General features: G+C 74.9%; 21 protein-coding genes. 14 read left to right on the top strand and 7 right to left on the bottom strand.

The window, feature by feature from the left end; translation table 11 throughout:
- Positions 1–28: 28 nt before the first annotated feature.
- Positions 29–928, top strand: coding sequence for a putative selenate ABC transporter substrate-binding protein (locus tag MNZ27_RS02685; RefSeq protein ID WP_242392485.1), 900 nt, complete (start codon positions 29–31; stop codon positions 926–928).
- Here the strand turns inward: MNZ27_RS02685 and phnE are convergent.
- Together phnE and MNZ27_RS23880 are read right to left on the bottom strand one after the other, a co-directional pair.
- Positions 877–2,583 carry a phosphonate ABC transporter, permease protein PhnE gene (gene phnE, locus MNZ27_RS02690; RefSeq protein WP_242392486.1) on the bottom strand — a complete coding sequence of 569 codons (1,707 nt, stop codon included), beginning with the start codon at positions 2,581–2,583 and terminating at the stop codon, positions 877–879. The genes MNZ27_RS02685 and phnE overlap by 52 nt on opposite strands.
- Positions 2,580–4,094, bottom strand: a complete 1,515-nt coding sequence (locus MNZ27_RS23880; protein WP_242392487.1) for a LysR substrate-binding domain-containing protein — start codon at positions 4,092–4,094, stop codon at positions 2,580–2,582. Before MNZ27_RS23880 ends, phnE begins: the two co-directional genes overlap by 4 nt.
- A gap of 191 nt (positions 4,095–4,285) precedes the next feature.
- Between MNZ27_RS23880 and MNZ27_RS02700 the strand changes: the two genes are divergently transcribed.
- On the top strand, positions 4,286–4,450 hold the full coding sequence (locus MNZ27_RS02700) for a hypothetical protein (RefSeq protein ID WP_242392488.1): 165 nt from the start codon (positions 4,286–4,288) through the stop codon (positions 4,448–4,450).
- A 48-nt stretch (positions 4,451–4,498) separates the two neighbouring features.
- Here the strand turns inward: MNZ27_RS02700 and MNZ27_RS02705 are convergent, their stop codons facing one another.
- Positions 4,499–5,173 carry an NUDIX hydrolase gene (locus MNZ27_RS02705; protein ID WP_242392489.1) on the bottom strand — a complete coding sequence of 225 codons (675 nt, stop codon included), beginning with the start codon at positions 5,171–5,173 and terminating at the stop codon, positions 4,499–4,501.
- Between the two features lie 120 nt (positions 5,174–5,293).
- Here MNZ27_RS02705 and ilvD point away from each other — a divergent pair, with 120 nt between their 5' ends.
- Positions 5,294–6,973 carry a dihydroxy-acid dehydratase gene (ilvD, locus tag MNZ27_RS02710; RefSeq protein ID WP_242392490.1) on the top strand — a complete coding sequence of 560 codons (1,680 nt, stop codon included), beginning with the start codon at positions 5,294–5,296 and terminating at the stop codon, positions 6,971–6,973.
- A 57-nt stretch (positions 6,974–7,030) separates the two neighbouring features.
- Here the strand turns inward: ilvD and MNZ27_RS02715 are convergent, their stop codons facing one another.
- Positions 7,031–8,317 carry an RsmB/NOP family class I SAM-dependent RNA methyltransferase gene (locus MNZ27_RS02715; RefSeq protein ID WP_242392491.1) on the bottom strand — a complete coding sequence of 429 codons (1,287 nt, stop codon included), beginning with the start codon at positions 8,315–8,317 and terminating at the stop codon, positions 7,031–7,033.
- A 241-nt stretch (positions 8,318–8,558) separates the two neighbouring features.
- On the opposite strand from MNZ27_RS02715, the gene MNZ27_RS02720 reads away from it, so the two are divergent.
- Together MNZ27_RS02720 and MNZ27_RS02725 are read left to right on the top strand one after the other, a co-directional pair.
- Positions 8,559–9,569 (top strand): aldo/keto reductase, encoded by a 1,011-nt coding sequence (locus MNZ27_RS02720; RefSeq protein ID WP_308197896.1) that lies wholly within the window; start codon positions 8,559–8,561, stop codon positions 9,567–9,569.
- A gap of 134 nt (positions 9,570–9,703) precedes the next feature.
- Positions 9,704–10,603 (top strand): transposase, encoded by a 900-nt coding sequence (locus MNZ27_RS02725; protein ID WP_242392492.1) that lies wholly within the window; start codon positions 9,704–9,706, stop codon positions 10,601–10,603.
- Between the two features lie 313 nt (positions 10,604–10,916).
- Here MNZ27_RS02725 and MNZ27_RS02730 read toward each other — a convergent pair whose 3' ends face one another.
- Positions 10,917–11,357 (bottom strand): cupredoxin domain-containing protein, encoded by a 441-nt coding sequence (locus tag MNZ27_RS02730; RefSeq protein WP_242392493.1) that lies wholly within the window; start codon positions 11,355–11,357, stop codon positions 10,917–10,919.
- A 207-nt stretch (positions 11,358–11,564) separates the two neighbouring features.
- Here MNZ27_RS02730 and MNZ27_RS02735 point away from each other — a divergent pair, with 207 nt between their 5' ends.
- The 3 genes from MNZ27_RS02735 (at position 11,565) to MNZ27_RS02745 (ending at position 15,115) form a co-directional block, all read left to right on the top strand.
- Positions 11,565–13,043, top strand: a complete 1,479-nt coding sequence (locus tag MNZ27_RS02735; RefSeq protein WP_242392494.1) for a sensor histidine kinase — start codon at positions 11,565–11,567, stop codon at positions 13,041–13,043.
- Positions 13,040–14,425, top strand: coding sequence for a sigma-54-dependent transcriptional regulator (locus tag MNZ27_RS02740; RefSeq protein WP_242392495.1), 1,386 nt, complete (start codon positions 13,040–13,042; stop codon positions 14,423–14,425). Before MNZ27_RS02735 ends, MNZ27_RS02740 begins: the two co-directional genes overlap by 4 nt.
- A gap of 201 nt (positions 14,426–14,626) precedes the next feature.
- Positions 14,627–15,115, top strand: a complete 489-nt coding sequence (locus tag MNZ27_RS02745) for a DUF456 domain-containing protein (RefSeq protein WP_242392496.1) — start codon at positions 14,627–14,629, stop codon at positions 15,113–15,115.
- Between the two features lie 87 nt (positions 15,116–15,202).
- Here MNZ27_RS02745 and MNZ27_RS02750 read toward each other — a convergent pair whose 3' ends face one another.
- On the bottom strand, positions 15,203–15,922 hold the full coding sequence (locus tag MNZ27_RS02750; RefSeq protein ID WP_242392497.1) for an alpha/beta fold hydrolase: 720 nt from the start codon (positions 15,920–15,922) through the stop codon (positions 15,203–15,205).
- A 246-nt stretch (positions 15,923–16,168) separates the two neighbouring features.
- Here MNZ27_RS02750 and MNZ27_RS02755 point away from each other — a divergent pair, with 246 nt between their 5' ends.
- The 5 genes from MNZ27_RS02755 to MNZ27_RS02775 all read left to right on the top strand — a co-directional run bounded on the left by MNZ27_RS02755 (position 16,169) and on the right by MNZ27_RS02775 (position 21,169).
- Positions 16,169–17,299, top strand: coding sequence for a DUF3187 family protein (locus MNZ27_RS02755; protein ID WP_242392498.1), 1,131 nt, complete (start codon positions 16,169–16,171; stop codon positions 17,297–17,299).
- A 209-nt stretch (positions 17,300–17,508) separates the two neighbouring features.
- Complete coding sequence (locus tag MNZ27_RS02760) at positions 17,509–18,186, top strand: polyamine aminopropyltransferase (RefSeq protein ID WP_242392499.1); 678 nt, start codon at positions 17,509–17,511, stop codon at positions 18,184–18,186.
- Positions 18,187–18,381: 195 nt separating this feature from the next.
- Complete coding sequence (locus MNZ27_RS02765; protein ID WP_242392500.1) at positions 18,382–18,861, top strand: cupredoxin domain-containing protein; 480 nt, start codon at positions 18,382–18,384, stop codon at positions 18,859–18,861.
- Positions 18,862–19,628: 767 nt separating this feature from the next.
- Positions 19,629–20,726 carry a CDF family Co(II)/Ni(II) efflux transporter DmeF gene (gene dmeF, locus MNZ27_RS02770; protein WP_242392501.1) on the top strand — a complete coding sequence of 366 codons (1,098 nt, stop codon included), beginning with the start codon at positions 19,629–19,631 and terminating at the stop codon, positions 20,724–20,726.
- 8 nt (positions 20,727–20,734) lie between these two features.
- Complete coding sequence (locus tag MNZ27_RS02775) at positions 20,735–21,169, top strand: acyl-CoA thioesterase (protein WP_242392502.1); 435 nt, start codon at positions 20,735–20,737, stop codon at positions 21,167–21,169.
- A gap of 16 nt (positions 21,170–21,185) precedes the next feature.
- On the opposite strand, the gene MNZ27_RS02780 is transcribed toward MNZ27_RS02775, so the two are convergent.
- Complete coding sequence (locus MNZ27_RS02780) at positions 21,186–23,132, bottom strand: APC family permease (protein WP_242392503.1); 1,947 nt, start codon at positions 23,130–23,132, stop codon at positions 21,186–21,188.
- 141 nt (positions 23,133–23,273) lie between these two features.
- Here MNZ27_RS02780 and MNZ27_RS02785 point away from each other — a divergent pair, with 141 nt between their 5' ends.
- Complete coding sequence (locus MNZ27_RS02785; RefSeq protein ID WP_242392504.1) at positions 23,274–24,842, top strand: sodium:solute symporter family protein; 1,569 nt, start codon at positions 23,274–23,276, stop codon at positions 24,840–24,842.
- Position 24,843: the final 1 nt, after the last annotated feature.

Below are 24,843 nucleotides of genomic sequence, written 5' to 3' on the forward strand. Positions count from 1 at the left end.
CCTCCCGAAGGGATCTAGGACGCTCACCATGACTCGACGCTCGGAGACGTCCCGGATGAAGCTGCTCGCCGCGCTCGGCGCGGTCGCGCTGGCCCTCGCGCTGGCCGTCCTCCTCACCCGACCCGCTGGCGCGCAGGGGAAGCGCGCGCTCCGCGTCACCGCGATCCCCGACGAGGCGCCGAACGAGCTCATCCGGAAGTTCGAGCCGCTCGGCGCGTACCTGTCGAGCCAGCTCGGGATGCCCGTGAAGTTCGTTCCGGTGACCGACTACCCGGCCGTCGTCGAGGCGCTCGCCGGCGGCCACGTGGACCTCGCCTGGCTCGGCGGGTTCACCTTCGTGCAGGCGCGGCGTCGGACCGGGAACGCCGTCCCGCTCGTCCAGCGCGAGGAGGACGCGCACTTCCACTCCAAGTTCATCACCCGCGCCGGGTCCGGGATCGCGACGCTCGCGGACCTGAAGGGCAAGACCTTCGCGTTCGGCTCGCCGTCCTCCACCTCCGGCCACCTCATGCCGCGGCACTTCCTCCTCGAGGCCGGCGTCGATCCGGACCAGGCCTTCTCGCGCTACGCGTTCTCCGGCGCGCACGACGCCACGGCGAAGTGGGTCGAGGGCGGGAAGGTGGACGCGGGCGCCCTCAACGAGTCGGTCTGGAAGAAGCTGGTGGACGAGAAGAAGATCGACCCCGCGAAGGTGGTGGTCTTCTACACGACGCCGGAGTTCCACGACTACAACTGGACCGTCCGCGGCGATCTCGACCCGAAGCTCGTGCAGAAGATCAAGGCCGCGTTCCTCGCCCTCGACCCGGCGAACCCCCAGCACAAGAAGATCCTCGACCTCCAGCGCGCGAGCCGCTTCATCGAGGCGAGGCCGGAGGACTACGCCGGGATCGAGTCCGCGGCCCGGAGCGCCGGGCTCGTGAAGGACTGACGGGAGCGCGGCAGGATCAGCCGCCCCCGCACCCACCCGCTCCCCGCGTCCACGAGCAGCACTAGGGCGAGCGTCGCGAGCACGAGCGCGGACGCCCGGCCCCACTGGAACCAGGACAGGGCGAGGTACAGCTCGCGCCCGAGGCCGCCCGCCCCGACGACGCCGAGGACGGCGGCGGCGCGGACGTTCACCTCGAAGCGGTAGAGGGTGTAGGCGACGAGCTGCGGCCACGCCTGCGGCAGCACGCCGAGCGCCGTCGCCGCCGCGGGCGTCGCGCCGCCGGCGCGCAGCGCCAGCACCGGCCCCTCGGGGACCTCCTCGAGCGCCTCGGCGTAGAGCCGGCCGAGCACGCCGCCGGTGTGGACCGCGAGCGCGAGCGCGCCGGCGAACGGGCCGAGCCCGACGGCGAAGGTGAAGAGCAGCGCCCAGAGGAGCTCCGGGAGCGTCCGCCCGAGGGCGAGCGCCGCCCGGGCGAGGACGGCGACGCCGCGCCTCGCGCCCGCGCGGAGCGCGCCCTCCCGACCGGCGCCCACGGCGGAGAGGCGCGGCGCGGCGAGGGCGCCGAGGACGATCCCGGCGGCCGCGGCGAGGGCGGTGCCGAGGACGCTCATCGCGAGCGTCTCCCCGGCGGCGGGGAGGAGCCCGCGGAGGAGCCCGGGCGAGAGGTCCGGCGGCCACAGCCGCCGGGCGAACTCGCCCAGCCCGGCGAGGGCCTCCGGGGAGAGGAGCGCGCCGGGGGAGAGGTCGAGGAGCCGCGCCGATCCGACCGCGGCCGCGGCGAGCCCGGCCGCCCAGGCGCCCCACCGGGCCACCTCGCCACGCGAGCTCGGGAACACCGACCGCCGGGCGCGGAGCCGCCGGCGGATCGCGGCCGAGCCGAGGTCCACCGCGCCGACGAGGAGGAAGAGGGCGAGGATCCAGGTCGCCACCTCGTCGTAGGCGAGCATCTTCAGGGCGAGCTCGATCTCCTGCCCGGCCCCGCCCGCGCCCACCAGGCCGAGCACCGCCGAGGTGCGGAGCGCGCAGTCGAAGCGGTAGAGGGTGTAGGAGACGAGGAGCGGCCGGGCCGCGGGCGCGACGCCGAGGAGGAGCGCCGTCGTCGGCCGCGCCCCGGCGGCGACGAGCGCCTCGGCGGGCCGGCGCGGGACGGACTCGAGGATCTCGGCGTAGACCTTCCCGAGCACGCCGGCGTAGGACGCGGCGAGGGCGAGGACGCCGGGGAGCGGCCCGATCCCCACCGCGCGCACGAAGAGCAGGGCCCAGACCACCTCCGGGATCGACCGCAGCAGCGAGAGGAGGGCCCGGGTCGCGCCGTGGAGCGCCCGCCGGGCCGGCCCGGGGCGGCGGCCGCACGCTGCGTGGACCTCGGGCGACACGGCGAGGAGGGCGAGCGGCGCGGCGAGGACGACCGCGAGGCCGAGGCCGAGGATCGCGATGGCGACGGTCTCGGCGAGCGGCCGGGCGAGGCGGGCGAGCAGATCCGGGGCGTGCGCCGGAGGCCAGAAGCCGCGGGCGAGCTCCGCGAGCGCGCGGCGCGCCTCGGGGCCGGCGAGGGCGGAGAGGTTCCCCTCCGCGCCGCGCCAGGCTGCGAAGAGCGCCACCGCGCACAGGAGGAACGGCAGGCGCAGCCACCAGGGTCGCGGACGACCGGTCACGCCGGCGGGCTCCCGAGCCGGGCGGCCTCGGCCCGGACGAGCTCGAGCAGCGCCCGCGCGGCGACCGGGAGCGAGCGGCCGCGGCGGACGGCGGCGTAGACGCGGCGTGGGATCCGGAGCCGCTCGACCGGGACCGCCCGGACCCGGCCGGCGGCGAGCGGCCCCGCCGCGGAGAGGCGCGACGCGAAGCCGACGCCGACGCCCGCGGCGATCGCGCCGAGGAGCGCCGCGGGGCTCCCGGTCTCGGCGATCTGCGCCGCCGGATCGAGGGGCGCGCCCATCCCGGCGAGCTGCGCCTCGACCACCTGCCGCGTGGCCGAGCCGGGCTCGCGGTCCACCCGAGGCAGCCGGGCGAGGACGGAGAGCGCGAGCGGTCCCCCGCCCGGCCGGTAGAGCGCGTCCAGGGCGGGCGAGGCGAGGAGGACGATCTCGTCCTCGAGCACGTCCTCGAAGAGCAGGTCGGGGTGGAGCTCGCGGGCGCCGACGAGCGCGAGGTCGGCGTCGCCGCCGAGGAGCGCGCCGAGCGCGGCGCCGGTGTCGGACACCGCGAGGCGGACGCGGATCTCGGGGTGCGCCACGCGCAGCGCCGGGAGCACGCGGGGGAGCAGGTGATCCCCGGGCAGCGACGAGGCCGCGACGCGGAGCGGCGGCGCGTCGGCGGGCGGCGCGGGCGGGAGCGGCGCCGCGGGCGTCTCGATCCGTTCGCCGGACGGGGTCGCGCCGACGGGCTGGTAGAGCCGGGCCAGGTCCGCGGCGGTCACGCGCTCGCGCGGGAGATCGAAGATCACCTCGCCGCCGCGCAGCCCGATCACCCGCGGGAAGAAGGGCAGCACCGGCTCGAGGAGGTGGGTGGAGACGACCAGCGTCCGGTCCTCCGCCGCGGCGAGGAGGAGCTGCATCACCTCCGCGGCGCGAGCCGGATCCACCGACGCGAGGGGCTCGTCCGCGAGGAGGAGGTCCGGCCCCTGGTGCAGCACGCGCGCCACCGCGACCCGCTGCTGCTCGCCGCCGGAGAGGGTCTCCAGGCGCTGGTCGAGCTTGTCCTCGATCCCGACCCGCGCGAGGACCGCCCCGACGCGCGCCCGCTCCGCGGCGCTCGCGCCGCCGAGGGCGAGGACGGCGAGCGAGGACGAGCCGACCCGCCCCATCCGGACGTTCTCGAGGACGCTCGCCTGGGGGACGAGGTGGAGCTGCTGCCAGATGGTGCCGATGCGCGCCCGGAGCGCCCGGAGGCGGGTGGCGGAGATCGCGGCCGGATCCTCGCCGAGCACGCGCAGGGCGCCGGAGGACGGGAGGAGCGAGGTGTTCGCGAGGCGGAGGAGGGTGGACTTCCCGGCGCCCGACGGGCCGATCACCGCGACCCGCTCGCCGGGTCCGATCGCGAGCCGGACCGCGCGGAGCGCGCGGGTGCCGGGGTACTCGACCGAGACGGCCTCGAGCTCGAGCGCGGCGGCGAGGGGAGCCGCGCTGGGCGACCCGCCGGCGGCGCCTCCTGTCTCCGGCGTTCGCACGCGCGGTACCTTAACCGAGGTGGCGCCCCGGTGCCGGCGGCCCTCCACCACCGCTCCGTCCCCCGATCCGGGGAGCGCCGCGCGCCGCCCCCGTCCGGATCGGGCGGAAGGGGTTGCATCCGGCGGCCGGAGCGGTCTACTTACGAGGTATGATGCCGCGGAATTCGCAGCCCCCGCGTCGGAGCTCCGTCGTGAGCCCGAAGGAGCTGCTCGAGTTCCGCCCGTGGATGCTCGCGCTGGCGGTGTTCCTCGCCTGCGCGATCGGCATCGCGATCATGGAGCAGGTGCCGGATCCGCGCGCGGTGTTCGCCCAGGCGTCCTCTCAGGACGCGGCGTCGGCGCCCCGGGCGCCGTAGCCCGCCAGCCCACCGGGGTCCTGCCGCTCGCGCGGGCGCCCGCGCCGCTCACGCCGCTCGTTCCGGGAAGGCGCGGTCGAGGAGATCCACCAGGATCCGGGCGGTGAGCCCCCAGACCACGCGCGCGGGGTCGGCGTGGAACGACCAGACCCGCCAGCGCCCGCTCTCGGGGTCGACGTCCTCGAACGGGACCGCGGCGCGCGCCACCACCTCGAGCAGCCGCGGGGGCAGCCGGGCCGGGTCCCAGAGCGATTCGCGGCGGAGCTCCGGGTCGAGCAGCAGCGCGAGGGGCAGCTCGAACGGCTCGTCCACCTCGTCTGGCTCGGCGACGAACGCCTCCGGCGGCGCCCGGACCGCGGCGACGACGGGCGTCACGACGTAGCCGGCGACGCTCGGGCGATCGTCGAGGAGCCCGAGCACCTCGACGCGCGCGGGGGGGAGGCCGACCTCCTCCTCCGTCTCGCGGAGCGCGGTGTCCACCGGCCCCTCTCCCGGCTCGACGCCGCCGCCCGGGAACGAGATCTCGCCCCGGTGGTGCGGCAGGGTCTTCGAACGGCGGGTGAAGAGGAGGGAGGGCCCGCGCGGCCGGTCGAGCAGGGGGACGAGGACGGCGGCGCGGCGGAAGCCCGGGACGTCGAGGGGCGCGGGCGCGCGGGCCGCGAGCGCGCTGCGGATCCGCGCGGCCGCCACCTCGAGATCGAGCTGCTGCTCCGGTCCGGGCACGGAGAGGTTCTAACCCGGCGCCCGGCCGCCCGCCGCGCCGCGGACGGCGCCGCCCCGACCCCGGTCCCCGGTGCGCCGCATCCATTTGACTTCACGGTCGCGCCGTCCGAAAAACATCGGATGCGCAGCGACCGGATCAAGAAGGGTTTCGAGCGGGCGCCCCACCGGAGCCTGCTCCGGGCGACGGGCCTCACCGACGCGGACTTCGAGAAGCCGTTCGTCGGCATCGCGAACAGCCACGTCGACATCATCCCCGGCCACTTCTTCCTGCAGGAGTACGGGCGGATCGCGAAGGACGAGATCCGCAAGGCCGGCGGCGTACCCTTCGAGTTCAACACCATCGGCGTCGACGACGGGATCGCCATGGGCCACGAGGGCATGCGCTACAGCCTGCCCTCGCGCGAGCTCATCGCGGACTCCATCGAGACGATGATGAACGCGCACTGCCTCGACGCGCTCCTCTGCATCCCGAACTGCGACAAGATCGTGCCGGGCATGCTGATGGGCGCGCTCCGGGTGGACGTGCCGACCGTGTTCGTCTCCGGCGGGCCGATGAAGGCCGGGCACAAGGCGGACGGGACGCCCATCGACCTCAACTCGGTGTTCGAGGCGGTGGGCCAGCGCGCCCAGCGGCAGATCACGGACGCCGAGCTGCACGACCTCGAGTGCCGGGCCTGCCCGTCCGGCGGCTCGTGCTCGGGCATGTTCACCGCGAACTCGATGAACGTGCTCTGCGAGGCCATGGGCGTCGCGCTCCCCGGCAACGGGACGATCCTCGCCCTCACCCCCGAGCGCGAGGCCCTCGTCCGGCGCGCGGCGCGCCGCGCGGTGGAGATCGCCGCGGACGAGCGGTTCCGGCTCCGCCGCATCGTCACGGCCGACGCGGTCCACAACGCGATGGTGGTGGACATGGCCATGGGCGGCTCGACGAACACCGTCCTGCACATGCTCGCCATCGCGCGCGAGGCGGGGGTGGAGTTCGGCCTGGACGACATCGAGGCGATCGCGGGCAAGGTCTCGCACATCGCGAAGATCGCCCCGTCGCTCTCGACCGTGCACATGGAGGACGTCCACCGCGCCGGCGGCGTCCCCGCGGTGCTCCACGAGGTGGCGCGCCGCGGCGGGCTGGTCCGCGAGGGCGCGCTGACCGTGACGGGCGAGACGGTCGGCGAGCGGATCAAGGACGCGAAGATCGCGGACCCCGCCGTGATCCACCCCCTCGAGGACGCGTACTCGAAGGTGGGCGGCCTCGCGGTGCTCCACGGGAACCTCGCGCCGGAGGGGGCGGTGGTGAAGACCGCCGGCATCCAGCCCTCGATGCGCAAGTTCACCGGCAAGGCGATCTGCTTCGACTCGCAGGACGAGGCGGCCGCCGGGATCATGGCCGGCAAGGTGAAGGCGGGCCACTTCGTGGTGATCCGGTACGAGGGGCCGAAGGGCGGGCCGGGGATGCAGGAGATGCTCTCCCCGACCGCGCTCATCATGGGCATGGGGCTCGGCGAGCAGGTCGCCCTCGTCACCGACGGGCGCTTCTCCGGCGCGACCCGCGGCGCCTGCATCGGCCACGTCTCGCCCGAGGCCGCCGAGGGCGGCGCCATCGGCCTCGTCCGCGACGGCGACGCGATCACGATCGACGTCGCGGCGCGCTCGCTCACGCTGGACGTGCCGGACGCGGAGCTCGCCCGCCGGCGCGAGTCGTTCCGGCCCGCCAAGAAGGAGATCCGCTCGAGCTGGCTCCGGCGCTACGCGCACCTCGTCACGAACGCGGCGAAGGGCGCGGTGCTGCGGAGCGACGTCTAGGCGCCGCGGGCGGAGGACCCGGCCGCGTGCCGGGCGCCTCCGCAGGCTCGCGGCCGATCAGCGCCGCGTCCAGACCGCCGCGAAGAAGCCGTCGGTGCCGTGGCGGTGCGGCCAGGTCCGGAGGAAGCCCTCGGGCGTCACGACCGACGGGTCCGCCTCCGGGGCGACCCGCTCGAAGGCGGGGTGGTCGCCCTCGAAGGCGAGGGCGACGTCCTCGTCCTCCGCGCGCCGGAAGGTGCAGGTCGCGTACACGAGGCGGCCGCCCGGACGGACGTGGCGCGCGGCGCGCGAGAGGATCTCGCGCTGGAGCGCCGGGAGCGGCGCGAAGGACGCCGGATCGAGACGCCAGCGGAGGTCCGGCCCACGACGGAGCGCGCCGAGCTCGGAGCAGGGCGCGTCCACGAGCGCCCGGTCCACCCTCAGCTCCGGCGCCGCCGCCGCGCCGTGCACGACCACGATCTCCTCCGCGCCGGCCCGGCGCGCCCGGACCTCGAGGCGCGCGAGCTTCCCCGCGTCCGGATCGGCCGCGTGCACCCGGCCCGTCCTCCCGACCGCTGCGGCGAGGAGGAGCGCCTTGCCCCCCGCGCCTGCACAGGCGTCGAGGACCGCCTCGCCGGGGCGGGCGCCGACGATCGCGCCGAGGAGCTGGCTCCCCTCGTCCTGGACCTCGACCGCGCCGTCCCGGAGCGCGGCGAGCCCGTAGAGGTTCGGCCGCGCGTCGAGCGCCACCAGCGCGTCCGGCGCGAGGTGCCCGGGGCGGGTCGCGAGCCCCTCGGCGGCGAGCCGGGCCGCGATCGCGGCCGCCGGCGCGCGGAGGGTGTTCGCGCGGAGGCAGATCGGCCCAGGCCGGGCGAGCGCCTCCGCGAGGGCGGCCGCGTCGTCGCCCGCGGCGAGGCGGAGCTCGGCGGCGAGCCAGTCCGGGAGCGACCAGCGGTCCGCGAGGTCCTCCGGCGGCGGGCGCGGCGGCGGGAGCGCCCCCGAGGCGAGCCCGGAGAGCCGCTCCGCGTCGGCGCCGGTCCGGCCGCCGAGGTCGCGGAGGAGCGCGGCGAGGAGGAGGGGCGGCGGCGCGTCGGGAGCGCCGAGCTGCGCGCGGAGGCGGCGGCGCCACAGGCCGACCCCGAAGAGCGCCTCGGCGGCGGCGGCGCGGCCGGCCCGATCCAGGGAGCGGCGATCCCGCAGCGCCCGATCGACGATCCGCTCGGCGGGCGCGCCGGCGAGGACCTCCGCGAGCGCCGCGTCGAGGGGCGGACGCACGCTGGCGAGCGCCTCCCAGGGCACCTCCGCGACCCGTCGCTCGGCGGGGGGCGGATGGGGCGGCGAGCCCGGCTGGACGGAGAGGATCATGCGTGGGCGCTCGGGCGGGGAAGATAGCGCGGCGAGGCGCGGGCGCGGCGATCCACGCGAGGGGTGCGCGCCGCGCCCGACCGAGAGAAGTTTTCCCGTTCGTCTTCCCCGACCGAGAGAAGTTCGCCACGACCGCGCGCGCCGCGGGGGTGCGCCCCGAGGTCGTCGCGACGCCCACCCGCCCGGGCGCTGTCCGCGGCGCCGCGACGCGCCCACCGTCCGGCGACGAGCGGCGATCAGGGTGGATCGCACCGCGCCGGAGGCGATCATGATGACCCGTCGGGAGTTCCTCGAGCTGGCCGCCGCGATGACGATCGCCCCGTCGCTCGCGCAGGGGGAGGGGAAGCCTGCGGCCTCGATCCCGCGTCGCAAGCTCGGGCGCACCGGCGAGCTCGTCTCGATCATCGGGATCGGCGGCGCGCACCTCGGCAGGCCCAGCGCGGAGGAGGCCATCCGCATCGTCCGGACCGCGCTCGACGCGGGCGCGAACTTCCTCGACAACTGCTGGGACTACAACGGCGGGGAGAGCGAGGTGCGCATGGGGAGGGCGCTCCAGGGCGGGTACCGGGAGAAGGCCTTCCTCATGACCAAGATCGACGGGCGCACGCGCGCCGCCGCCGCCCGGCAGATCGACGAGTCGCTCCGCCGGCTGCGCACCGACCGGATCGACCTCCTGCAGTTCCACGAGATCATCCGCGCCACGGACGCCCCGCGCATCTTCGCCCGCGGCGGGGCGCTCGAGGCCGTGAGCGCGGCGCGCGAGGCGGGGAAGATCCGTTTCGTCGGCTTCACCGGCCACAAGTCGCCGGACCTCCACCTCGAGATGCTGCGGATGGCGTCCGCGAACGGGCTGCGGCTCGACGCGGTGCAGATGCCGCTCAACGTCATGGACGCGCACTACCAGAGCTTCGAGCAGCGGGTCCTGCCGGTGCTGCTGAAGGAGGAGATCGGCGTCATCGGGATGAAGCCGCTGGGCGACGGGCACGTCCTCGAGAGCGACGCGGTCACGGCCGCCGAGTGCCTGCGGTACGCGATGAGCCTCCCCGTGAGCGTCGCGATCACCGGCTGCGACTCCCTCCGCGTCCTCGACCAGGCGCTCGACGCCGCGCGAGCCTTCAGGCCCTACGCCGAGGCGGAGATCACCGCGCTGCTCACGCGGACGGAGCAGGCCGCCCAGGGCGGCGTCTACGAACAGTACAAGACGACGCAGCACTACGACGGGACCACGCACAACCCGCAGTGGCTGGGGTGACGGTTCGCCCCCTTCGCCCCCGACCGAGAGAAGTTTTCGCGGACCACCCGTCCGCCGCGCGGACGCGCAGCACCGGCGACGTCGCGCAATTTCAAGGGTGTCGCGTCGGCACGCCGGTTGCCCTGCGCCCTGGCATGACCCTTCCGCGTCAGGTTCTCGAGGGCGCCACCTACCTCGTCACGCGCCGCTGCTCGGAGCGTCGCTTCTTCCTCCGGCCCTCGAAGGACACGGACGCGATCTTTCGCTACGTCCTCGCGGTCGCTGCGAACCGGTACGGGATCCAGGTGCACGCGTATTGCGTGCTCTCGAACCACTTCCACCTGGTCGTGACCGATCCGCGTGCGCGGCTCCCCGAGTTCCACCGCTACCTCGACGGCCTCGTCGCCAGGGCGATGAACTGCTCTCTCGGCCGGTGGGACGGCTTCTGGGAACGCGACAGCTACAGCGCGGTGAAGCTCGAGACGGACGACGCGGTGATCGAGAAGATGGTCTACGTCCTCGCAAATCCCGTCGCCGCCGGGCTCGTTCGCCGTGGGCGGGAGTGGCCCGGCGCCTGGTCCGATCCGGGCCTGATCGGCGGAGAAGCCATCGCCGCGGAACGTCCGACGGTGTTCTTCCGCAAGCTCGGTCGGATGCCGACGTCGGCGAGCCTTCAGCTTCGTCGGCCTCCTGGCTTCGCGTCGGATGCTGCGTTCCGCAAGCGCCTTGGCGAGGCGCTGCGGGACGCGGAGGATCGCGCCGCGTCCGAGCTCGGGCGCGAAGGACGATCCTTCCTCGGAGTGGCCCGCGTCATGGCCCAGAAGCCCCGCGCGCATCCGCCCTCCGGCGAGCCGCGGCGGGGGCTCAACCCTCGCGTCGCGTGCAGGAACGGGTGGAAGCGGATCGAGGCGCTGCAGCGACTCGCCGAGTTCGTCGCGGCGTACAAAGAGGCGCTCGAGTCCTGGAGAGCGGGCGTCCGCGACGTCCTGTTCCCGCCAGGCACGTGGCTGATGCGCGTCCAGCACGCCGCGAGGTGCGGCGGAGCCTGCGAATAGTCCGATCGCGCTGTCACCCTAGCCAGCCCGGACCGGCGCTCACGTGAGACGCCGGAGCTCGCGGCTGCGATCGCGTCGGCTCTGGTGCAGCGCAAACTCGTTCAGGACAGCCTGGGGCTCGTCCCGCGTCCATCATCGCATCCGCGGCGGATCGGCGTGCGGCTCCGATCCGATCTCGGACCGCGAACATAGCCGCTCGCGTGCGGTGGGCTCGACGATGAGTCGAAACGACTCTCGGTCTGGCTGGCGCGCTGGCGGGCCGGCGCGAGGCTCCGGTCGGGGATCGCACCGGAGGCCCGCGCGCCGGGCGCGATCACTCGGCGACGAGCTGGCCGGCGATCATGTCCATCCCGCAGGCGTAGCGGTACGCCCCCGCCTTCGTCGGCTTCACCGTCACGGTGACCGGCTTGTCGAGCGGCAGCGGCTGGTTCACGCCGAAGTCCTTCATCACGATCTCGGTGGCGCAGGTCCGCTGGACCTTCCGGGTCACGACGAGCCTCACCGTCTCGCCCGCCTTCGCCTTCACCACGGCGGGCACGAAGCCGTCCGAGGTCACGCTGAGCTCGATCGTGCGGACGCCCTTCACGACCTTGGAGGGCGCCGCGCCCTTCGCCCCGGGAGCGGCCATGGCGACCATCCCGGCGTGCGCGGCGTGGCTCTTCGCGTGATCGCAGTCCTCGCACGCGCGGGAGGGGGCAGGGAGGGCGAGGGCGGCGGCGAGCAGCGTCGAGGGGGCGAGCATCCAGGCGTTCATCCGGTTCTCCGGGGTTGAGGTTCGTCGGCTCACACAGCACACGCCGTGCCGACCCGGATCGGCCACGCCACGCTCGTTTGCGAGCTTCCTGGGCGGCGGCGCGTGCCCCCTCCCGCTACACTGTGACGGAGCAGGTCACGGTGGGTCGTCCTCCCGGCCTGCGCGATCGCGCGGCGAGCGCGTGGCCTGTGTAAAGTGATCCGGAACATGCTCGAACGGTACGGCACGGCGAAGCGGCTCGGCCTGGGGCTCGGCGCCCTGGTGCTCCTCCTGGTGGCCGCGTCCGCGGCGGCGATCGTCGCCTCCGCCCGCATCCACCGCAGCCTCGCCGAGACCGTGCGGCGCGAGGAGGGCGTCCGCCTCTCGCTCGAGCTCGCGAGCGCCGTGCGCGATCAGTACGCGCACCAGGCGCACACGATCATCATCGGGGACGAGAGCCACCTCCGGTTCTACGCCGAGGCGCACGCGAACGTGCTCGGCCTCACCGCGCGCCTCCGGCGGATCGCGGGCGGCGAAGAGGAGCAGCGGCTCGTGGACGGCATCGAGGCGGAGAGCGGTGCGCTCGACCGGATCTTCCGGCAGTCGATCGTGCCGGCGGTGCTCCGGGGCGACCGGACGACGGTCCAGGAGGAGCACGGCCGGGCCCAGGTGGTCGTGACCCGCATCCAGGATCTCACCCGCGAGCTCGGCGCGCGCTTCCAGGCCCGCATCGAGGTGGCCCGGGACGAGGCCGCCCGGATCGAGCGGCACACGCTGTGGGTGCTCGTGGCGCTGCTGCTCGCCGCGCCGCTCATCGCCCTCGGCGTGAGCCTCGCCATCGCCCGGTCGATCGCGACGCCCGTCGCGCAGCTCACCGCGGGGGCGGCCCGCATCGCGGCGGGCGATCTCGAGGCGCGGATCGAGGTGACGGGCGCCCCGGAGCTGGTCGCGCTCGCGCAGCGATGGAACGCGATGACCGCCGCCCTGCGGAATCACCAGGAGCAGCTCGTCCGCTCGGAGAAGCTCGCCGGCATCGGCCGCCTGGCCGCCGGCGTCGCGCACGAGATCGACAACCCGCTCGGCGTGATCCTCGGGTACGCGAAGCTGCTCCGGAAGCGCGCCGAGGGGCCGCTCGCCGAGGACCTCCTGGTGATCGAGGAGGAGGCGCTCCGGGCGAAGGAGATCGTGGACGGCCTCCTCGACCTCTCGCGCCCGATCCCGGCGCCGAACCGCGAACCGGTCGACCTCCGCGGCGTGGCCGAGGACGTCATCGCGCGGCTGCGGGAGGCGCGGCTCCTCGAGGCGGTCGCCGTGGAGGTGCAGGGGACCGCGCGCGTGCTGGGCCACCCCGGGAAGCTCCGGCAGGTGCTCGTGAACCTGGTGCGGAACGCCGCCGAGGCGGCCGGGCCGGGCGGAGCCGTGGAGGTCCGCATCGAGGAGCGGGGCGGCGCGGTCGAGGTCGCGGTGGACGACTCCGGGCCCGGGATCCCGCCGGCGGCCCGCGCGAAGCTGTTCGAGCCTTTCTTCACGACGAAGCCGCAGGGTACCGGGCTCGGGCTCTCGGTGTCCCGGGCCATCGCGCGCGCGCACGGCGGCGAGCTCTCGGCGGGCGAGGCGCCCGGCGGCGGCGCGCGGTTCGCGCTCACGCTGCCGGCCTCGCCCGTGGACCGTGCGCGCGGGGATCGCGCGAGCGGGGAGGCGGCATGAGCGAGGCGAGGGTCCTGGTCGTCGACGACAAGGAGAACATGCGCAAGCTGCTCCAGAAGATCCTGGTGGACGGCTACGCGGTGGACACCGCCGAGGACGGCGCGCGCGCCCTCTCCCTGGTCGCGACGCGGCCCTACGACGTCGTCGTCACCGACATCAAGATGCCGGGGGCAGACGGGTTCGAGCTCCTCGGCGCGGTGAAGGCGCACGCGCCCGACACCGAGGTGGTGATGATGACCGGGTACGCCACCGTGTCGGACGCGGTGCGGGCGATGAAGGAGGGCGCCTTCGACTACCTCGAGAAGCCGTTCGACCCCGACGCCGCCCTCGCCGTCGTGGCGCGCGCGGCGGAGCGCAAGCGGCTCGCCGACGCGGCGCGGGCCGCGGCTGCGCCGGGCGCGGTGGCGGGCTTCCACAACCTGGTCGGCGGCAGCGCCAGCATGCGCGCGGTGTACGCGCTCCTGGAGAAGGCGGCGGGGCTCGACATCACCGTGCTGCTCCTCGGGGAGACCGGCACCGGGAAGGAGCTCGCGGCGCGGGCGATCCACTATCACTCCGCCCGGCGGGAGCGGCACTTCGTGCCGGTGAACTGCGGCGCGCTCCCGGCGGACCTCGTGGAGAGCGAGCTGTTCGGCCACGCCCGCGGCGCGTTCACCGGCGCCGCCGGCGCGAAGCTCGGGCTGTTCGAGGAGGCGGAGGGCGGGACGATCTTCCTCGACGAGGTCGGCGAGCTGCCGCTCCCGGCCCAGGTGAAGCTGAACCGCGCCCTTCAGGAGCGGGAGATCCGGCGGGTGGGCGACACCCATCCCGTGAAGATCGACGTGCGGGTGATCGCCGCGACGCACCGCGATCTGCGCGAGGAGGTGAAGGCGGGGCGCTTCCGGGAGGATCTCTTCTACCGGCTGAACGTCTTCCCCGTGATCCTGCCGGCGCTGCGCGAGCGCGCGGAGGACATCCCGCTGCTCGCCGCGCACTTCCTCGAGAAGCACGCGCACGCGCTCCGGCGCGAGCTCGCCGGGGTCGAGCCGGAGGCGCTCGAGCGGCTCGCCGGGTACGCCTGGCCCGGGAACGTCCGCGAGCTCGAGAACGCCGTCGAGCGGGCGGTCGCGGTGGCGGCGGGCCCGCAGGTCGGCGTACAGGATCTCCCGCCGGAGGTCGCGGCCGCGCCCGCTGCCGCGCCGGAGCCGGCCGCGCTCGCGAAGCTCCCGTATCGGGAGGCGGTGGAGCAGGCGCGCGACCGCATCTCCCGCGAGTACCTCGTCGCCCTCCTCGCCGAGTTCGGCGGGAACGTGACCCGCGCCGCGGAGCGGGCCGGGATGGAGCGCGAGAGCCTGCACCGGCTGCTCCGCAAGTACGGGCTGCGCTCCGACGACTTCAAGTAGGGGCGGCGCAGGAGCACCACGCGGCGATTTGTCCAGCGGCCGCCGCCGCGGCCTGCGACGAAAACTTCTCTCGGTTGGGCGGGCGGGGGCGAGCGGGGGAACACTTCTCTCGGTCGGGCGGCGCTCTCGGTCGGGCGGGCGCGGGCGGGCACCGCGGGCGGTCGGCCATCGGAGGTGGACCGCGCGCGCCGGACGCGGCATATGTCGCTCGTGGAGATCCTGCTCTACGTCCTCGGGGCCGCCGCCCTCGTCGTCGGGATCGCCGGGGTGGTGCTGCCCGCGATCCCGGGCTCGGCCCTCCTCGTCGGCGGCGCGTTCCTCGTCGCGTGGGCCGAACGCTTCCAGCGCGTCTCCGGCTGGACCGTCGCGGTCTGCGCCGCGATCGGCGCCCTCATCTGGATCGTGGACCTCGCGGCCGGGGTCCTCGGCGCGCGGGCGTTCGGCGCCTCGCGCTGGGCGGTGGTGGGCGCCGCCGTCGGCGTCGTCGCCGGCCTGTTCCTCGGTCTCCCCGGCGTGATCCTCGGCCCGGCCGTCGGGGCGATCGTCTTCGAGTACGCGAGGAACCCCGATCTCGCCCGCGCCGCCCGGGCCGGGCTCGGCGCGTTCGTCGGGTTCGTCCTCGGGGGCGCCGTCAAGGTGGCGCTCTCGTTCGTCCTCGTCGGCGTCCTGGTCGTCGCGCTGATCTGGTGAGGGCGGCGGACCTCGCGCCCGCGGTCGATCCCTGCGGGGGTCGCGTCGCGCGCGAGCCCCTGCGTTCGTCGAGCGCCTTCGCCCGGCTCAACGGCCAGCGGCGCCGTCGCTCGCGTCGAAGAACCGCGCGATCTCGGCGAGGCACGCGCGCGGTCGGCGCTGCAGGATGGTGTGCGGTCCTTCGATCCGCACCGCACGGACGCCCGGGCGCGAAGCCAGGGCGTCGTCTACGTGGCCGGGGCCCAGGAGGCGGTCCGCCGAGGCGTCGATCCAGAGCGTTGGTACCTCGACGCGAGCGAACGCGCTGCGCGCATCGGTCGAGAGGGCCGCGCGTGCTCTCGCCGCGGCGACCTCGGGCCGCAGGTTCGCCATGGTGTCGCGCACGGCGGAGATTAGCGCGGGCGCCGCATCCCAGCCGGCGAGCAGGATGCGCACGGCGAGGGCCGGGGGAGGCCAGGTGAAGAGGGCGGGGCAGGCGAGGCGCCCGAAGGGGGCGAGCCAGGGCTGCAGCGGCGAGCGCAGGAAGGTCGCCGCCAGCACGAGGTGCGTGAGGAGCCTCGGCCGCCGCGCCGCGACCCGGACGGCGAGCGGGCCCGAGAACGACTCGGCCAGGAGCGCGAACGGCCGGCCGGTCGGAAGTCGTTGCCAGAGCCACTCCTCCAGCTCGTCGTAGCCCCGGGGAGCGTCGGTGGGGAGCGCGACGACGCGGGGCTCGAGCCAGGGCGGTGACTCGGCGAGGAACGGGGCGAAGAGCCGCCCGTCGCCGTCGAAGCCGGGGAGGAGCACGCAGAGGTGGCGGCTGCGCATGACGATCGGCTGGTCGCGGGGAGCTCCCCGGGGCACCGTTCGCGTCGATGGTACCACTCTCGGTGAACGATCGAGTCGCGACGGTGTCATCGAAGGTACGTCGCGCGAACCTCGATGCCAGTGGTCGGGGGGCCCGATCTCGCGGCGAACCCGCTCGACCTCGAGCTCCGGCGGCCTGGTCCTCCCGCGGCACCTCCCTGGTCCGGTGCAGCGCCCGGGACGGCTGCCTACATTCCGGCCGCACCGATGACTCCTCGCGGGACGGCCAGGCTGTGCGCCTTCGTCGGCGCGCTCCTCCTCGCGCTTCACGCGTCTCCGGTGATCGCCGCAGCTCCGGACGCTCCCCTCGGCGTCGCCACCCCGGGCCCGTTCCGGGGCCTCTTCCTCGACCTGCCCCTCGCCGACGCGGGGGCGCCGCCGGCGCTCGCGATCGACGTCCGCTGGTGGCTCGCCAACGACTGGTCGAAGCCGACGGTGGTGTCGCGCGACGGCCGGACCGTGCGCCTCCAGGGCGACGCACAGTACGACACCCTCCAGGTCGCGGTGACGGTGCCGTGGCGGCGCTTCCTCCGCGCGCCGTTCGCGCGGCGGCTCTCGACCACGGTCGAGGCGCACGCCTCCGTGATCTGGGGCGGCTGGACCGACGGGCTCATCGAGGACTGGCACAGGCTCATCGGGTCCTCGAACTTCCAGCGCCAGATCTTCCCGCGCGATCGGGTGAACCTTCGGCTCTCGGAGGACGGCGGCCCCACGCTCGCCGACGTCCACTCCGCCGGGGTCGTCCTGGGCGATCTCGTCGTCCGCAACCAGCTCGTGCTCGTCGGGGTCGAGCCCGGTCCGTCCGGCGCGCCGCCGCGCGCCTCGCTCGCGGTCCGCCTCGACCTGAAGATTCCCACCGGCCCGCTGCACCGGCTCGGCGGCAGCGGCGGCGCCGACGCCGGGCTCGGCCTCGCCGGGACGGTGCGCGCCGGGCCCCTGACGGTCCACGCGCTGGCGTCGGCGCGGGTCGTGTCCGGGCTGCCGCAAGGGTTCGCGCTCCAGCCGCGGCGGCTCCAGGCCGGCGGCGATCTGTCGCTCGTGCTGCGCGTCGGCCGCCGGGTGGCGCTCCTGCTCGAGGACCGGCTCTCGACGCCGCTCATGCGGTCCGGGTGGCGCCTGCCGGCGAACGAGACCCAGCCGGAGGCGACCACCTGGTACGCGCTCTTCCGCGCGCACAACCAGGTGAGCGGGGGCGTGCGGATCGGCGAGGTGACCGTGTTCCTCTCGGAGGACTTCACTCCGGGAGGGCGCATCGCGAGCGATCCGGGGCCGCGCTGGTTCTACGACTCGAACGCGCCGGACATCGTGATCGGCGTGTCGTGGGCGCGGGACCTTTGAACGGGAAGGCCTCGGGCCTCGGACCTCCGGCACCAGGGCCGAGGCCTGCGGCGAGCCAGGACCGTCGATTGTACGTACCCGCCCTCCATCCCGTGGCCCGAGCTCCGACCGATGGCGGGACGGGGGACACGCGGCACCCGGCGACGGGAACGGGTATGCGCTCGAGCACGGGCCCGGTCGCGGGCCTCGGGCCGGGTTAGAGTCCGGGCGTGATCCCCTGGGAGACGATCGAGCGGGCCGCCGCGCCGGACGGGGCCGAGCTCGTCCTCGCGCGGCACGGCGACGAGTGGGCGGTGCGTGCGGCCGGGCGGGTGCTGATGACGAGCCGCCTGCACGGCTCGGAGGAGGCCCTCGCGGCGCTCGCGCTCGAGCGGCTCGCGCGGCCGCCGCGCGCGGTGCTGATCGGCGGGCTCGGGATGGGCTTCACCCTGCGCGCCGCGCTCGATCGGTTGCCGGCGACCTGCGCCGTGACGGTCGTCGAGCTGGTCGCCGCGCTCGCGGAGTGGAACCGCGGGACGCTCGGGGACCTCGCCGGACGGCCGCTGGAGGACCGGCGGGTGCGGCTCGAGGTCGGGGACGTCGCGGCCCGGATCGCGGCCGCCCGGCCGCACGCGTTCGACGCGATCCTGCTCGACGTGGACAACGGGCCGGCGGCGCTCGCCCACGCCGCGAACGACCGGCTCTACGGCGCGGCAGGCATCGCCGCGGCCGCCGCCGCGCTCCGGCCGGGCGGCGTACTCGCGGTCTGGTCCGCTGCGCCGGACGATCGGTACCTGGCGCGCCTGAGGCGCGGCGGCCTCGAGGCGTCGGCCGTCCCGGTGCCCGCGGGCAGGGGGAGCGGGGCCTGCCACGTGGTGTTCGTCGGGCGCAGCCCGGCGCGCCGGTGATGGCGACACCCACGCCATGAGAGCTCCCCGCCGGCGCGACGGTCGGCCGGGTCCCCGCGTGCCGTCCCCCCGGCCGGTCTGCGGTCGTCATATAGGGCGTGGCTCCACCGGAGAGCGCGCGGCGCATCACGATTCGAGAGAGGGCGACAGCATGCCGCCCCGGAGGAGTGAGTGAGTATGCGCGCATCACGCCTGATGCTGTTCGCGGCGATCGCCGCCGGGCTCGTCGTGGCCTGCGGGGGTGGCGGAGGGACCTCGACCCCGACCCCGACTCCGACCCCGGCCCCGACCCCGACGAACCCACAGCCGACCGGTTTCTTCATCACCATCTCCGGGATGCGGTTCTCTCCGCAGAACCTCGACGTCCCGCCTGGCGCGACCGTCACCGTCATCAACCAGGACAGCTCCAGCATCGGCCCGCACTCGGCGACGAGCGAGAGCCAGCAGCGTTCGTTCACGTCGGGTGCAGTGGCAGGCATCTCGTTCGACACGAAGCCGTTCACGGGCCAGACGACCTTCACGATCCCGTCGACGGCGGCCGAGGGCACGGTGGTGCCGTATTTCTGCACCGTGCACACGAGCACGATGGCGAACAACCCCGACCCGACGATCACCATCCGTGCGGCCGCACAGCCGGGGCCGAACCCCACCACCGGCACCGGTGGCGGCGGGTGAGGCGGGGCACCGGGCCGACGTACTGATCGTGATTGCGCTCCCGAACCTGGACGCGAACTTGTGCGCCGGACCCGCCGCGGCGGAGGGCGCACGGGCGCAGCTCCTCGCCACGCTGAGGGTCCTGCCCTGGTCCCGGTTGCGCCGCGAGTTCGGACGAAAGCGGAGGCCCCCGCGGAATGCGGAGGCCTCCCGGGACCGCACGTGTGGAGGACCGCGCGACCCCGAACTACGCGGCCCCGCCCCGGGCCGCCTCCCTCGCTGCGACGGCGGGAGATTTGTCGCGCGGGCGCTCCGTCGGACCCGTCCGGGGTCGGTCCGTTTGCTGCCGCGCGGTGAGCTCGCTCTTCGCCATCGGGCGGAATGTCACCGCATCCGCGCCACGATCTCATTGACGGCAATCAAGGGACGCAAACATAGCGTGCAAACGTTGCGTTCATTTGGAATTACAGGTAGTTAGAAGACACGCAACAATTGGGTTGAACTTCTCTCGGCCGGGCGCGCCCGGTCGGCGCGCCAGCAGGCGGGCCGGGGTTGAACTTCTCTCCGTCGGGGGCGGGGCAGGCGGCCCGGGGTTGAACTTCTCTCGGTCGGGTGGCGCGGGGGCCGGGGGGGGCGGGCGGCGGTCGTCGGGATTGCGGCGCGCGGGGCTATCGCCCCCCGATCGGGGGGCTCGCGTATCGCGGTGGCGATGCGCCGAGCATCCGCCGTCCAGGCGACGTGCTGCGGGGCACCTCCGCCAGTGCTATTCAGCACGGCCCGGAGGCTGGATGCACGTCGAGGACCTGGCGCGGTGGCGGCACGGACATGCGTACGGCGCGGACGCCGGCGGGGACGGCGAGCGGCGCACGCGGTGGGTGGTGGGCATCACCCTCACCATGATGGTGGGCGAGATCGTGGCCGGGATCGGCTTCGGCTCCATGGCCCTGCTCGCCGACGGCTGGCACATGGGGACGCACGCGGCGGCGCTCGGCGTCGCGGTCTTCGCGTACGTCTACGCGCGGAAGCACGCCGCGGACGCGCGCTACAGCTTCGGCACCGGCAAGGTGGGGGCGCTCGCCGGCTTCGCGAGCGCGGTCGGCCTCGCGGTGGTCGCGCTGCTGGTGCTCGGCGAGAGCGTGATGCGCTTGGCTGCGCCGGTCGCCATCCACTACGACGAGGCGATCGCCGTCGCCGTCCTCGGCCTCGCGGTGAACCTCGGCTGCGCGCTGCTCCTCCGCGACACGCCGCACGAGCACGGGCACGCCCACGGTGATCACGGCGAGCACGGGCACGAGGGGCACGGGCACGCGCACGCGCACGAGGACGAGGACGAGGACGAGCACGAGCACGAGCACGACGGGCCGGCGCATCCTCACGGCCCCGCGCACAGGCCCGATCGCCACCCGGATCACAACCGCCGCGCCGCCTACCTCCACGTCCTCGCCGACGCCCTCACCTCCGTGCTCGCGATCGTCGCCCTCCTCGCCGGACGGAGTTTCGGCTGGACCTTCATGGACCCGGTGATGGGGGTGGTCGGCTCGGTGGTCATCGCGCGCTGGTCCCTCGGGCTCCTGCGCGACACCGCCGCGGTGCTCCTCGACGCCGAGGTGCAGCCGGCGCAGCGCCGTGCCATCGCCGCGGCGATCGAGGACGGGCGCGACGATCGCGTCGCGGACCTCCACGTCTGGCGCGTGGGCCCCCGCCACCTCGCGGCGATCGTCTCCGTGGTCACCCGCGCGCCGCGCGAGCCGGCGCACTACCGCGCCCGCCTCGAGGGGTTCCCGGACCTGGTGCACGTCACCGTCGAGGTGAACGGGTGCGCGGAGGGCACCCCGGCCGACCGGACCGCGGTCGGCGCTGGCGCCGGCGGTGCTTTTCGGGCTTGATGCCGCGCATGCCCCGCGTCGACGTCGCGTTCCCCGAGCAGAGCCTCTTCCGCACCGAGCTGCCCATCCGCGTCGGCGACCTGAACTACGGCGGTCACCTCGGCAACGACGCGGTGCTCGCCCTCGCGCACGAGGCGCGGCTCCGCTTCCTCGTCGCGAACGGGTTCGCCTCCGAGCTCGACGTGGGGGGCGTCGGCCTGCTGATGTCCGACGCCGCCGTCCAGTACCGCGCCGAGGGGAGGTACGGGATGGTCCTCGAGGTGGAGCTCGCGATCGGCGAGGTCCGCTCGCGCCGCCTCGAGCTGCTCTACCGGATGCGCGACGCGGCGACGAAGCAGGAGATCGCGCGCGTCGCCACCGGGCTGGTCTGGTTCGACTACGCCGCGCGCAAGGTCGTGAGCATGCCGGAGGCGTTCCGGCGAGTGGTCGCGCCGCAGGGGTGATCGAGGAGCGGCCGCCTCACCGCTCCGCCGTCCGGATCGCGAGCGGCACGACCCCGCGCCGCAGCCACCGCCGCCAGCGGCGACGCCGCGAGCGCGGCTCGAGGTACCAGGGCGCGTTCACGACCACGACCTGCGGCCCGCCGCGGAAGAGGAGCATCATCTTGAGCGCGGTCGCGGTGTGGCTGAAGAGCAGGTAGTGGTACCACCGCGTCTCGACGAGCTCCGGCACGAGCACCGCGACGAAGCGCGACGGGTCGAGGGCGGCGAGCCGGTGCACGTGCCCGAGCAGCGGGTCGACCACCTGCCGGTAGCGCGAGCGGAGCACCACGAGGTCGGGCGGGGCGAGCCCGGCGGCCCGGCACGGCCGCTCGACCGCGTCGGGCCAGCGCCGCGCCACGTCGTCGTGGGCGTGCCCCTCGGCGACGACCTGCACCGCGTGCACGCGGGGGCTGATCGTGAGCGCGAAGCGCAGCGCCTTGAGGGTCACGGCGTCGAGGCGCTTCACCGGCACGACCGCGACGGGCGGCGCGGCGTCCTCGAGGTCGAGGACGGCGGCGGCCTCGGCCCGATCCGCCTCGTCGTAGGCGCGGCGCGTCCGCCGGAAGAGCAGGACGAGCGCGGGGACGACGAGCACGGTCAGCCACGCGCCCTCGACGAACTTGGAGACGAGCACCACCCCGAGCGTCGCGGCGGTCGCGATCGCGCCGACGGCGTTGATCCCGAGGGCCGATCGCGCGCCGGGCTCGCGCAGCCGGCGATGCCAGTGCCGGACCATCCCGAGCTGGGAGAGGGTGAACGCGCTGAACGCGCCCACCGCGAAGAGCGGCACGAGCCGCTCGGTCAGCCCGCGGAACGCCACGAGCAGGAGCGCGGCCGTGCCCGCGAGGAACACGACACCGGTGGAGTAGACCAGGCGACCGCCGGCGTGCGCGAAGGTCTCCGGGAGGTACCGGTCGAGGGCGAGGGCGCGGCAGAGGCGGGGGAAGTCCGCGAAGCTCGTGTTCGCCGAGAGGCACAGCACCGCGAGGATGCTCGCGATCGAGACGCCGTAGAAGGCGCCGCGGCCGGACACCGCCGCGACCAGCTGCGAGAGCACGCTCTGGTAGCCGGGGCGGTCCGGGTCCATCGCCCCGATCCGGTACCCGTGGGCGAGGACGGCGATCCCGGCGAGGAGCACCACCAGGATCCCGATGATGATCGCGAGGGTGCGCCGGGCGTTCCGCCGCGCCGGCTCCCGGAACACCGGGACCGCGTTCGACACCGCCTCGACGCCCGTCATGGCGGTGCACCCGTTCCCGAACGCGCGGAGGACGACCCACAGGGTGACCGCCTCGGCCGGCGGGCGGAGCGGCGGTGGGGGGATGACCGCCGCCGGGTGGCCGCCGGAGGCGAGGAGCTTCACGATGCCCGCGACGATCGCGGCGGCGAGGCAGGCGACGAACGCGACGGTGGGCGCCATGAAGACGACCCCCGTGGTGCGGAGGCCGCGGAGGTTCGCGAGGGTGAGCAGGGCGAGGAGCGCGAGGCAGAGGCCGAGCGTGTGCGGCTGGAGCGCGGGGACGCCGGAGACGAGCGCCCCCACGCCGGCCGAGATCGCCACCGCCACGTTCAGCATGTAGTCCACGGAGAGCGCGGCGGCGGCGAGGAGGCTCGCCCCGGCTCCGAGGTTCTCCTTCGCGACCGTGTACGCCCCCCCGCCGTCCGGGTAGGCGCCGATGGTCTGCCGGTACGACGCCTGGACGACGAGGAGGAGGGCGATGATCACGCCGGTGATCGGGGTGATGAGGCCGGCGCCCGCCGCGCCGAGCGGGGCGAGGAGCGCGAGCGCCGCCTCCGGCCCGTACGCTGCCGAGGCGAGCGCGTCGAGCCCGAGCACGGGGACGCCCGAGAGCGCCCCGAGCTCCTCGCGCTCCGCCTCGGAGTCGGGGATGCGCTGGCCGAGGAGCGCCTCGCGGAGCCGCATGGGAGCAAGGTACGTCGCCGGCGCGGCCGCGCCCCGCCCGCGACCGCTCGCCGCCCGCCTCGCCGATCGCCGCCAACGGCCGCCGGCCGCCCGGCGCGCCGGCAGGTGATCGGGGGCATGCGGAGGCGGTAGAGTGCCGGGATGGCCTCCACCGTCCGTGTCGGGATCGTCGTCCTGTACGTCCTCGCGATGCTCGCCATCGGCTACCTGGCGATGCGTCGGACCCGGGACGTGCAGGACTTCTTCATCGGCGGCCGCACGCTCGGCCCGTGGATGAGCGCCTTCGCGTACGGCACCACCTACTTCTCGGCGGTGCTCTTCATCGGCTACGCGGGGAAGCTCGGGTGGGGGTTCGGGATCCACACCATGTGGATCGTCCTCGGCAACACGGTGGTGGGGACGATCCTCGCCTGGCGGCTCCTCGCCGGGCGCACCCGCGAGATGACTGCGCGGCTGCGCGCCCTCACCATGCCGGAGTTCCTCGCGGCGCGGTACGGCAGCCGGGCGCTGCAGATCGTCGCCGCCGCGGTGGTGTTCGTCTTCCTCGTGCCGTACTCGGCCTCGGTGCTGATGGGGCTCTCGTACCTGTTCGAGATGACGCTGCACATCCGGTACGAGAGCGCGCTCTGGCTGCTCGCCGTGATCACCGCCGTCTACCTCACGATGGGCGGCTACCTCGCGGTGGCGGTGAGCGACTTCGTGCGCGGGATCGTCGAGTTCGCCGGGGTGATGCTGATGGTGTACCTGCTCGCGCACCGGCCGGAGACGGGCGGCTTCCTCGCGGCGGCCTCGCGGCTGCTCGGCGACCCGGCGGTGATGGCGCCCGGGGTCGTGGCGGTGAAGCAGGTCGGGGCGGGGTCGCCGCTCGCGCTCGCCATCCCGGGCTGGCTCACCCTCGCCGCGCTCGTGCTCGTCACGAGCTTCGGCCCGTGGGCGCTGCCGCAGATGGTGCAGAAGTTCTACTCGATCCGCAGCCGCGCCGACGTGAACCGCGCGGTGCTGATCGCCGCCATCTTCGCCCTCTTCATGTCCTTCGGCGCCTACTTCAGCGGCGCCCTCACCCACCTCTACTACGGGCCGCGCCTGCCCCCGGCGCTGATGGGTCCGCAGGGGCCGATCTGGGACAAGATCATGCCGCACTTCATCACGACCGCCGGGCTGCCCGAGGCGCTGGTGCTGGTGATCGTGCTGATGGTCTTCTCCGCGTCGATGTCGAGCCTGTCGTCGCTCGTGCTCGTCTCGAGCTCGGCGATCGCGATCGACGTGTACGGCGCGTTCGTGGACCACCGGGCCAACCCGCGGCGCGCGATGGCGCTCATGCGGACGCTGTGCGCCGTGTTCGTCGGGCTCTCCCTCGCGATCGCCCTGTCCCGCCCGGCGCTGATCGTGAACCTGATGGTGATGAGCTGGGGCGCGCTCTCCGCCGTGTTCCTCGCGCCGTACCTCTACGGCCTCTTCTGGCGCCGCACGACCCGCGCCGGCGTCTGGGCCGGCATCGCCGTCGGCCTGCTCGTCGCGTGCGTCCTCTTCGCGCTCTGGGGAGGCGACGGCGTCCCCCTCGCCGGCGCGATCGGGATGATCGTGCCGCTCCTCGTCGTCCCGGCGGTCTCGCTCGTCACCCGCCCGCCGGACGCGGCGCGGCTCGACGCGGCGTTCGGGACGGGCGCGGCGGGCGTCGAGGCGGCCGCGCCGGAGCGGCTCAGCGCGTGAC

The organism is Anaeromyxobacter oryzisoli, assembly GCF_022690765.1.
Classification (GTDB): domain Bacteria; phylum Myxococcota; class Myxococcia; order Myxococcales; family Anaeromyxobacteraceae; genus Anaeromyxobacter; species Anaeromyxobacter oryzisoli.

Bases quoted from the DNA above. Each gene is read 5' to 3' on its own strand.
- MNZ27_RS02685 (WP_242392485.1), top strand. From the start codon at position 29: ATGACTCGACGCTCGGAGACGTCCCGGATGAAGCTGCTCGCCGCGCTC.
- ilvD (WP_242392490.1), top strand. From the start codon at position 5,294: ATGCGCAGCGACCGGATCAAGAAGGGTTTCGAGCGGGCGCCCCACCGG.
- MNZ27_RS02715 (WP_242392491.1), bottom strand. From the start codon at position 8,317: ATGATCCTCTCCGTCCAGCCGGGCTCGCCGCCCCATCCGCCCCCCGCC.
- MNZ27_RS02725 (WP_242392492.1), top strand. From the start codon at position 9,704: ATGACCCTTCCGCGTCAGGTTCTCGAGGGCGCCACCTACCTCGTCACG.
- MNZ27_RS02730 (WP_242392493.1), bottom strand. From the start codon at position 11,357: ATGAACGCCTGGATGCTCGCCCCCTCGACGCTGCTCGCCGCCGCCCTC.
- MNZ27_RS02735 (WP_242392494.1), top strand. From the start codon at position 11,565: ATGCTCGAACGGTACGGCACGGCGAAGCGGCTCGGCCTGGGGCTCGGC.
- MNZ27_RS02740 (WP_242392495.1), top strand. From the start codon at position 13,040: ATGAGCGAGGCGAGGGTCCTGGTCGTCGACGACAAGGAGAACATGCGC.
- MNZ27_RS02745 (WP_242392496.1), top strand. From the start codon at position 14,627: ATGTCGCTCGTGGAGATCCTGCTCTACGTCCTCGGGGCCGCCGCCCTC.
- MNZ27_RS02750 (WP_242392497.1), bottom strand. From the start codon at position 15,922: ATGCGCAGCCGCCACCTCTGCGTGCTCCTCCCCGGCTTCGACGGCGAC.
- MNZ27_RS02755 (WP_242392498.1), top strand. From the start codon at position 16,169: ATGACTCCTCGCGGGACGGCCAGGCTGTGCGCCTTCGTCGGCGCGCTC.
- MNZ27_RS02765 (WP_242392500.1), top strand. From the start codon at position 18,382: ATGCTGTTCGCGGCGATCGCCGCCGGGCTCGTCGTGGCCTGCGGGGGT.
- dmeF (WP_242392501.1), top strand. From the start codon at position 19,629: ATGCACGTCGAGGACCTGGCGCGGTGGCGGCACGGACATGCGTACGGC.
- MNZ27_RS02775 (WP_242392502.1), top strand. From the start codon at position 20,735: ATGCCCCGCGTCGACGTCGCGTTCCCCGAGCAGAGCCTCTTCCGCACC.
- MNZ27_RS02780 (WP_242392503.1), bottom strand. From the start codon at position 23,132: ATGCGGCTCCGCGAGGCGCTCCTCGGCCAGCGCATCCCCGACTCCGAG.
- MNZ27_RS02785 (WP_242392504.1), top strand. From the start codon at position 23,274: ATGGCCTCCACCGTCCGTGTCGGGATCGTCGTCCTGTACGTCCTCGCG.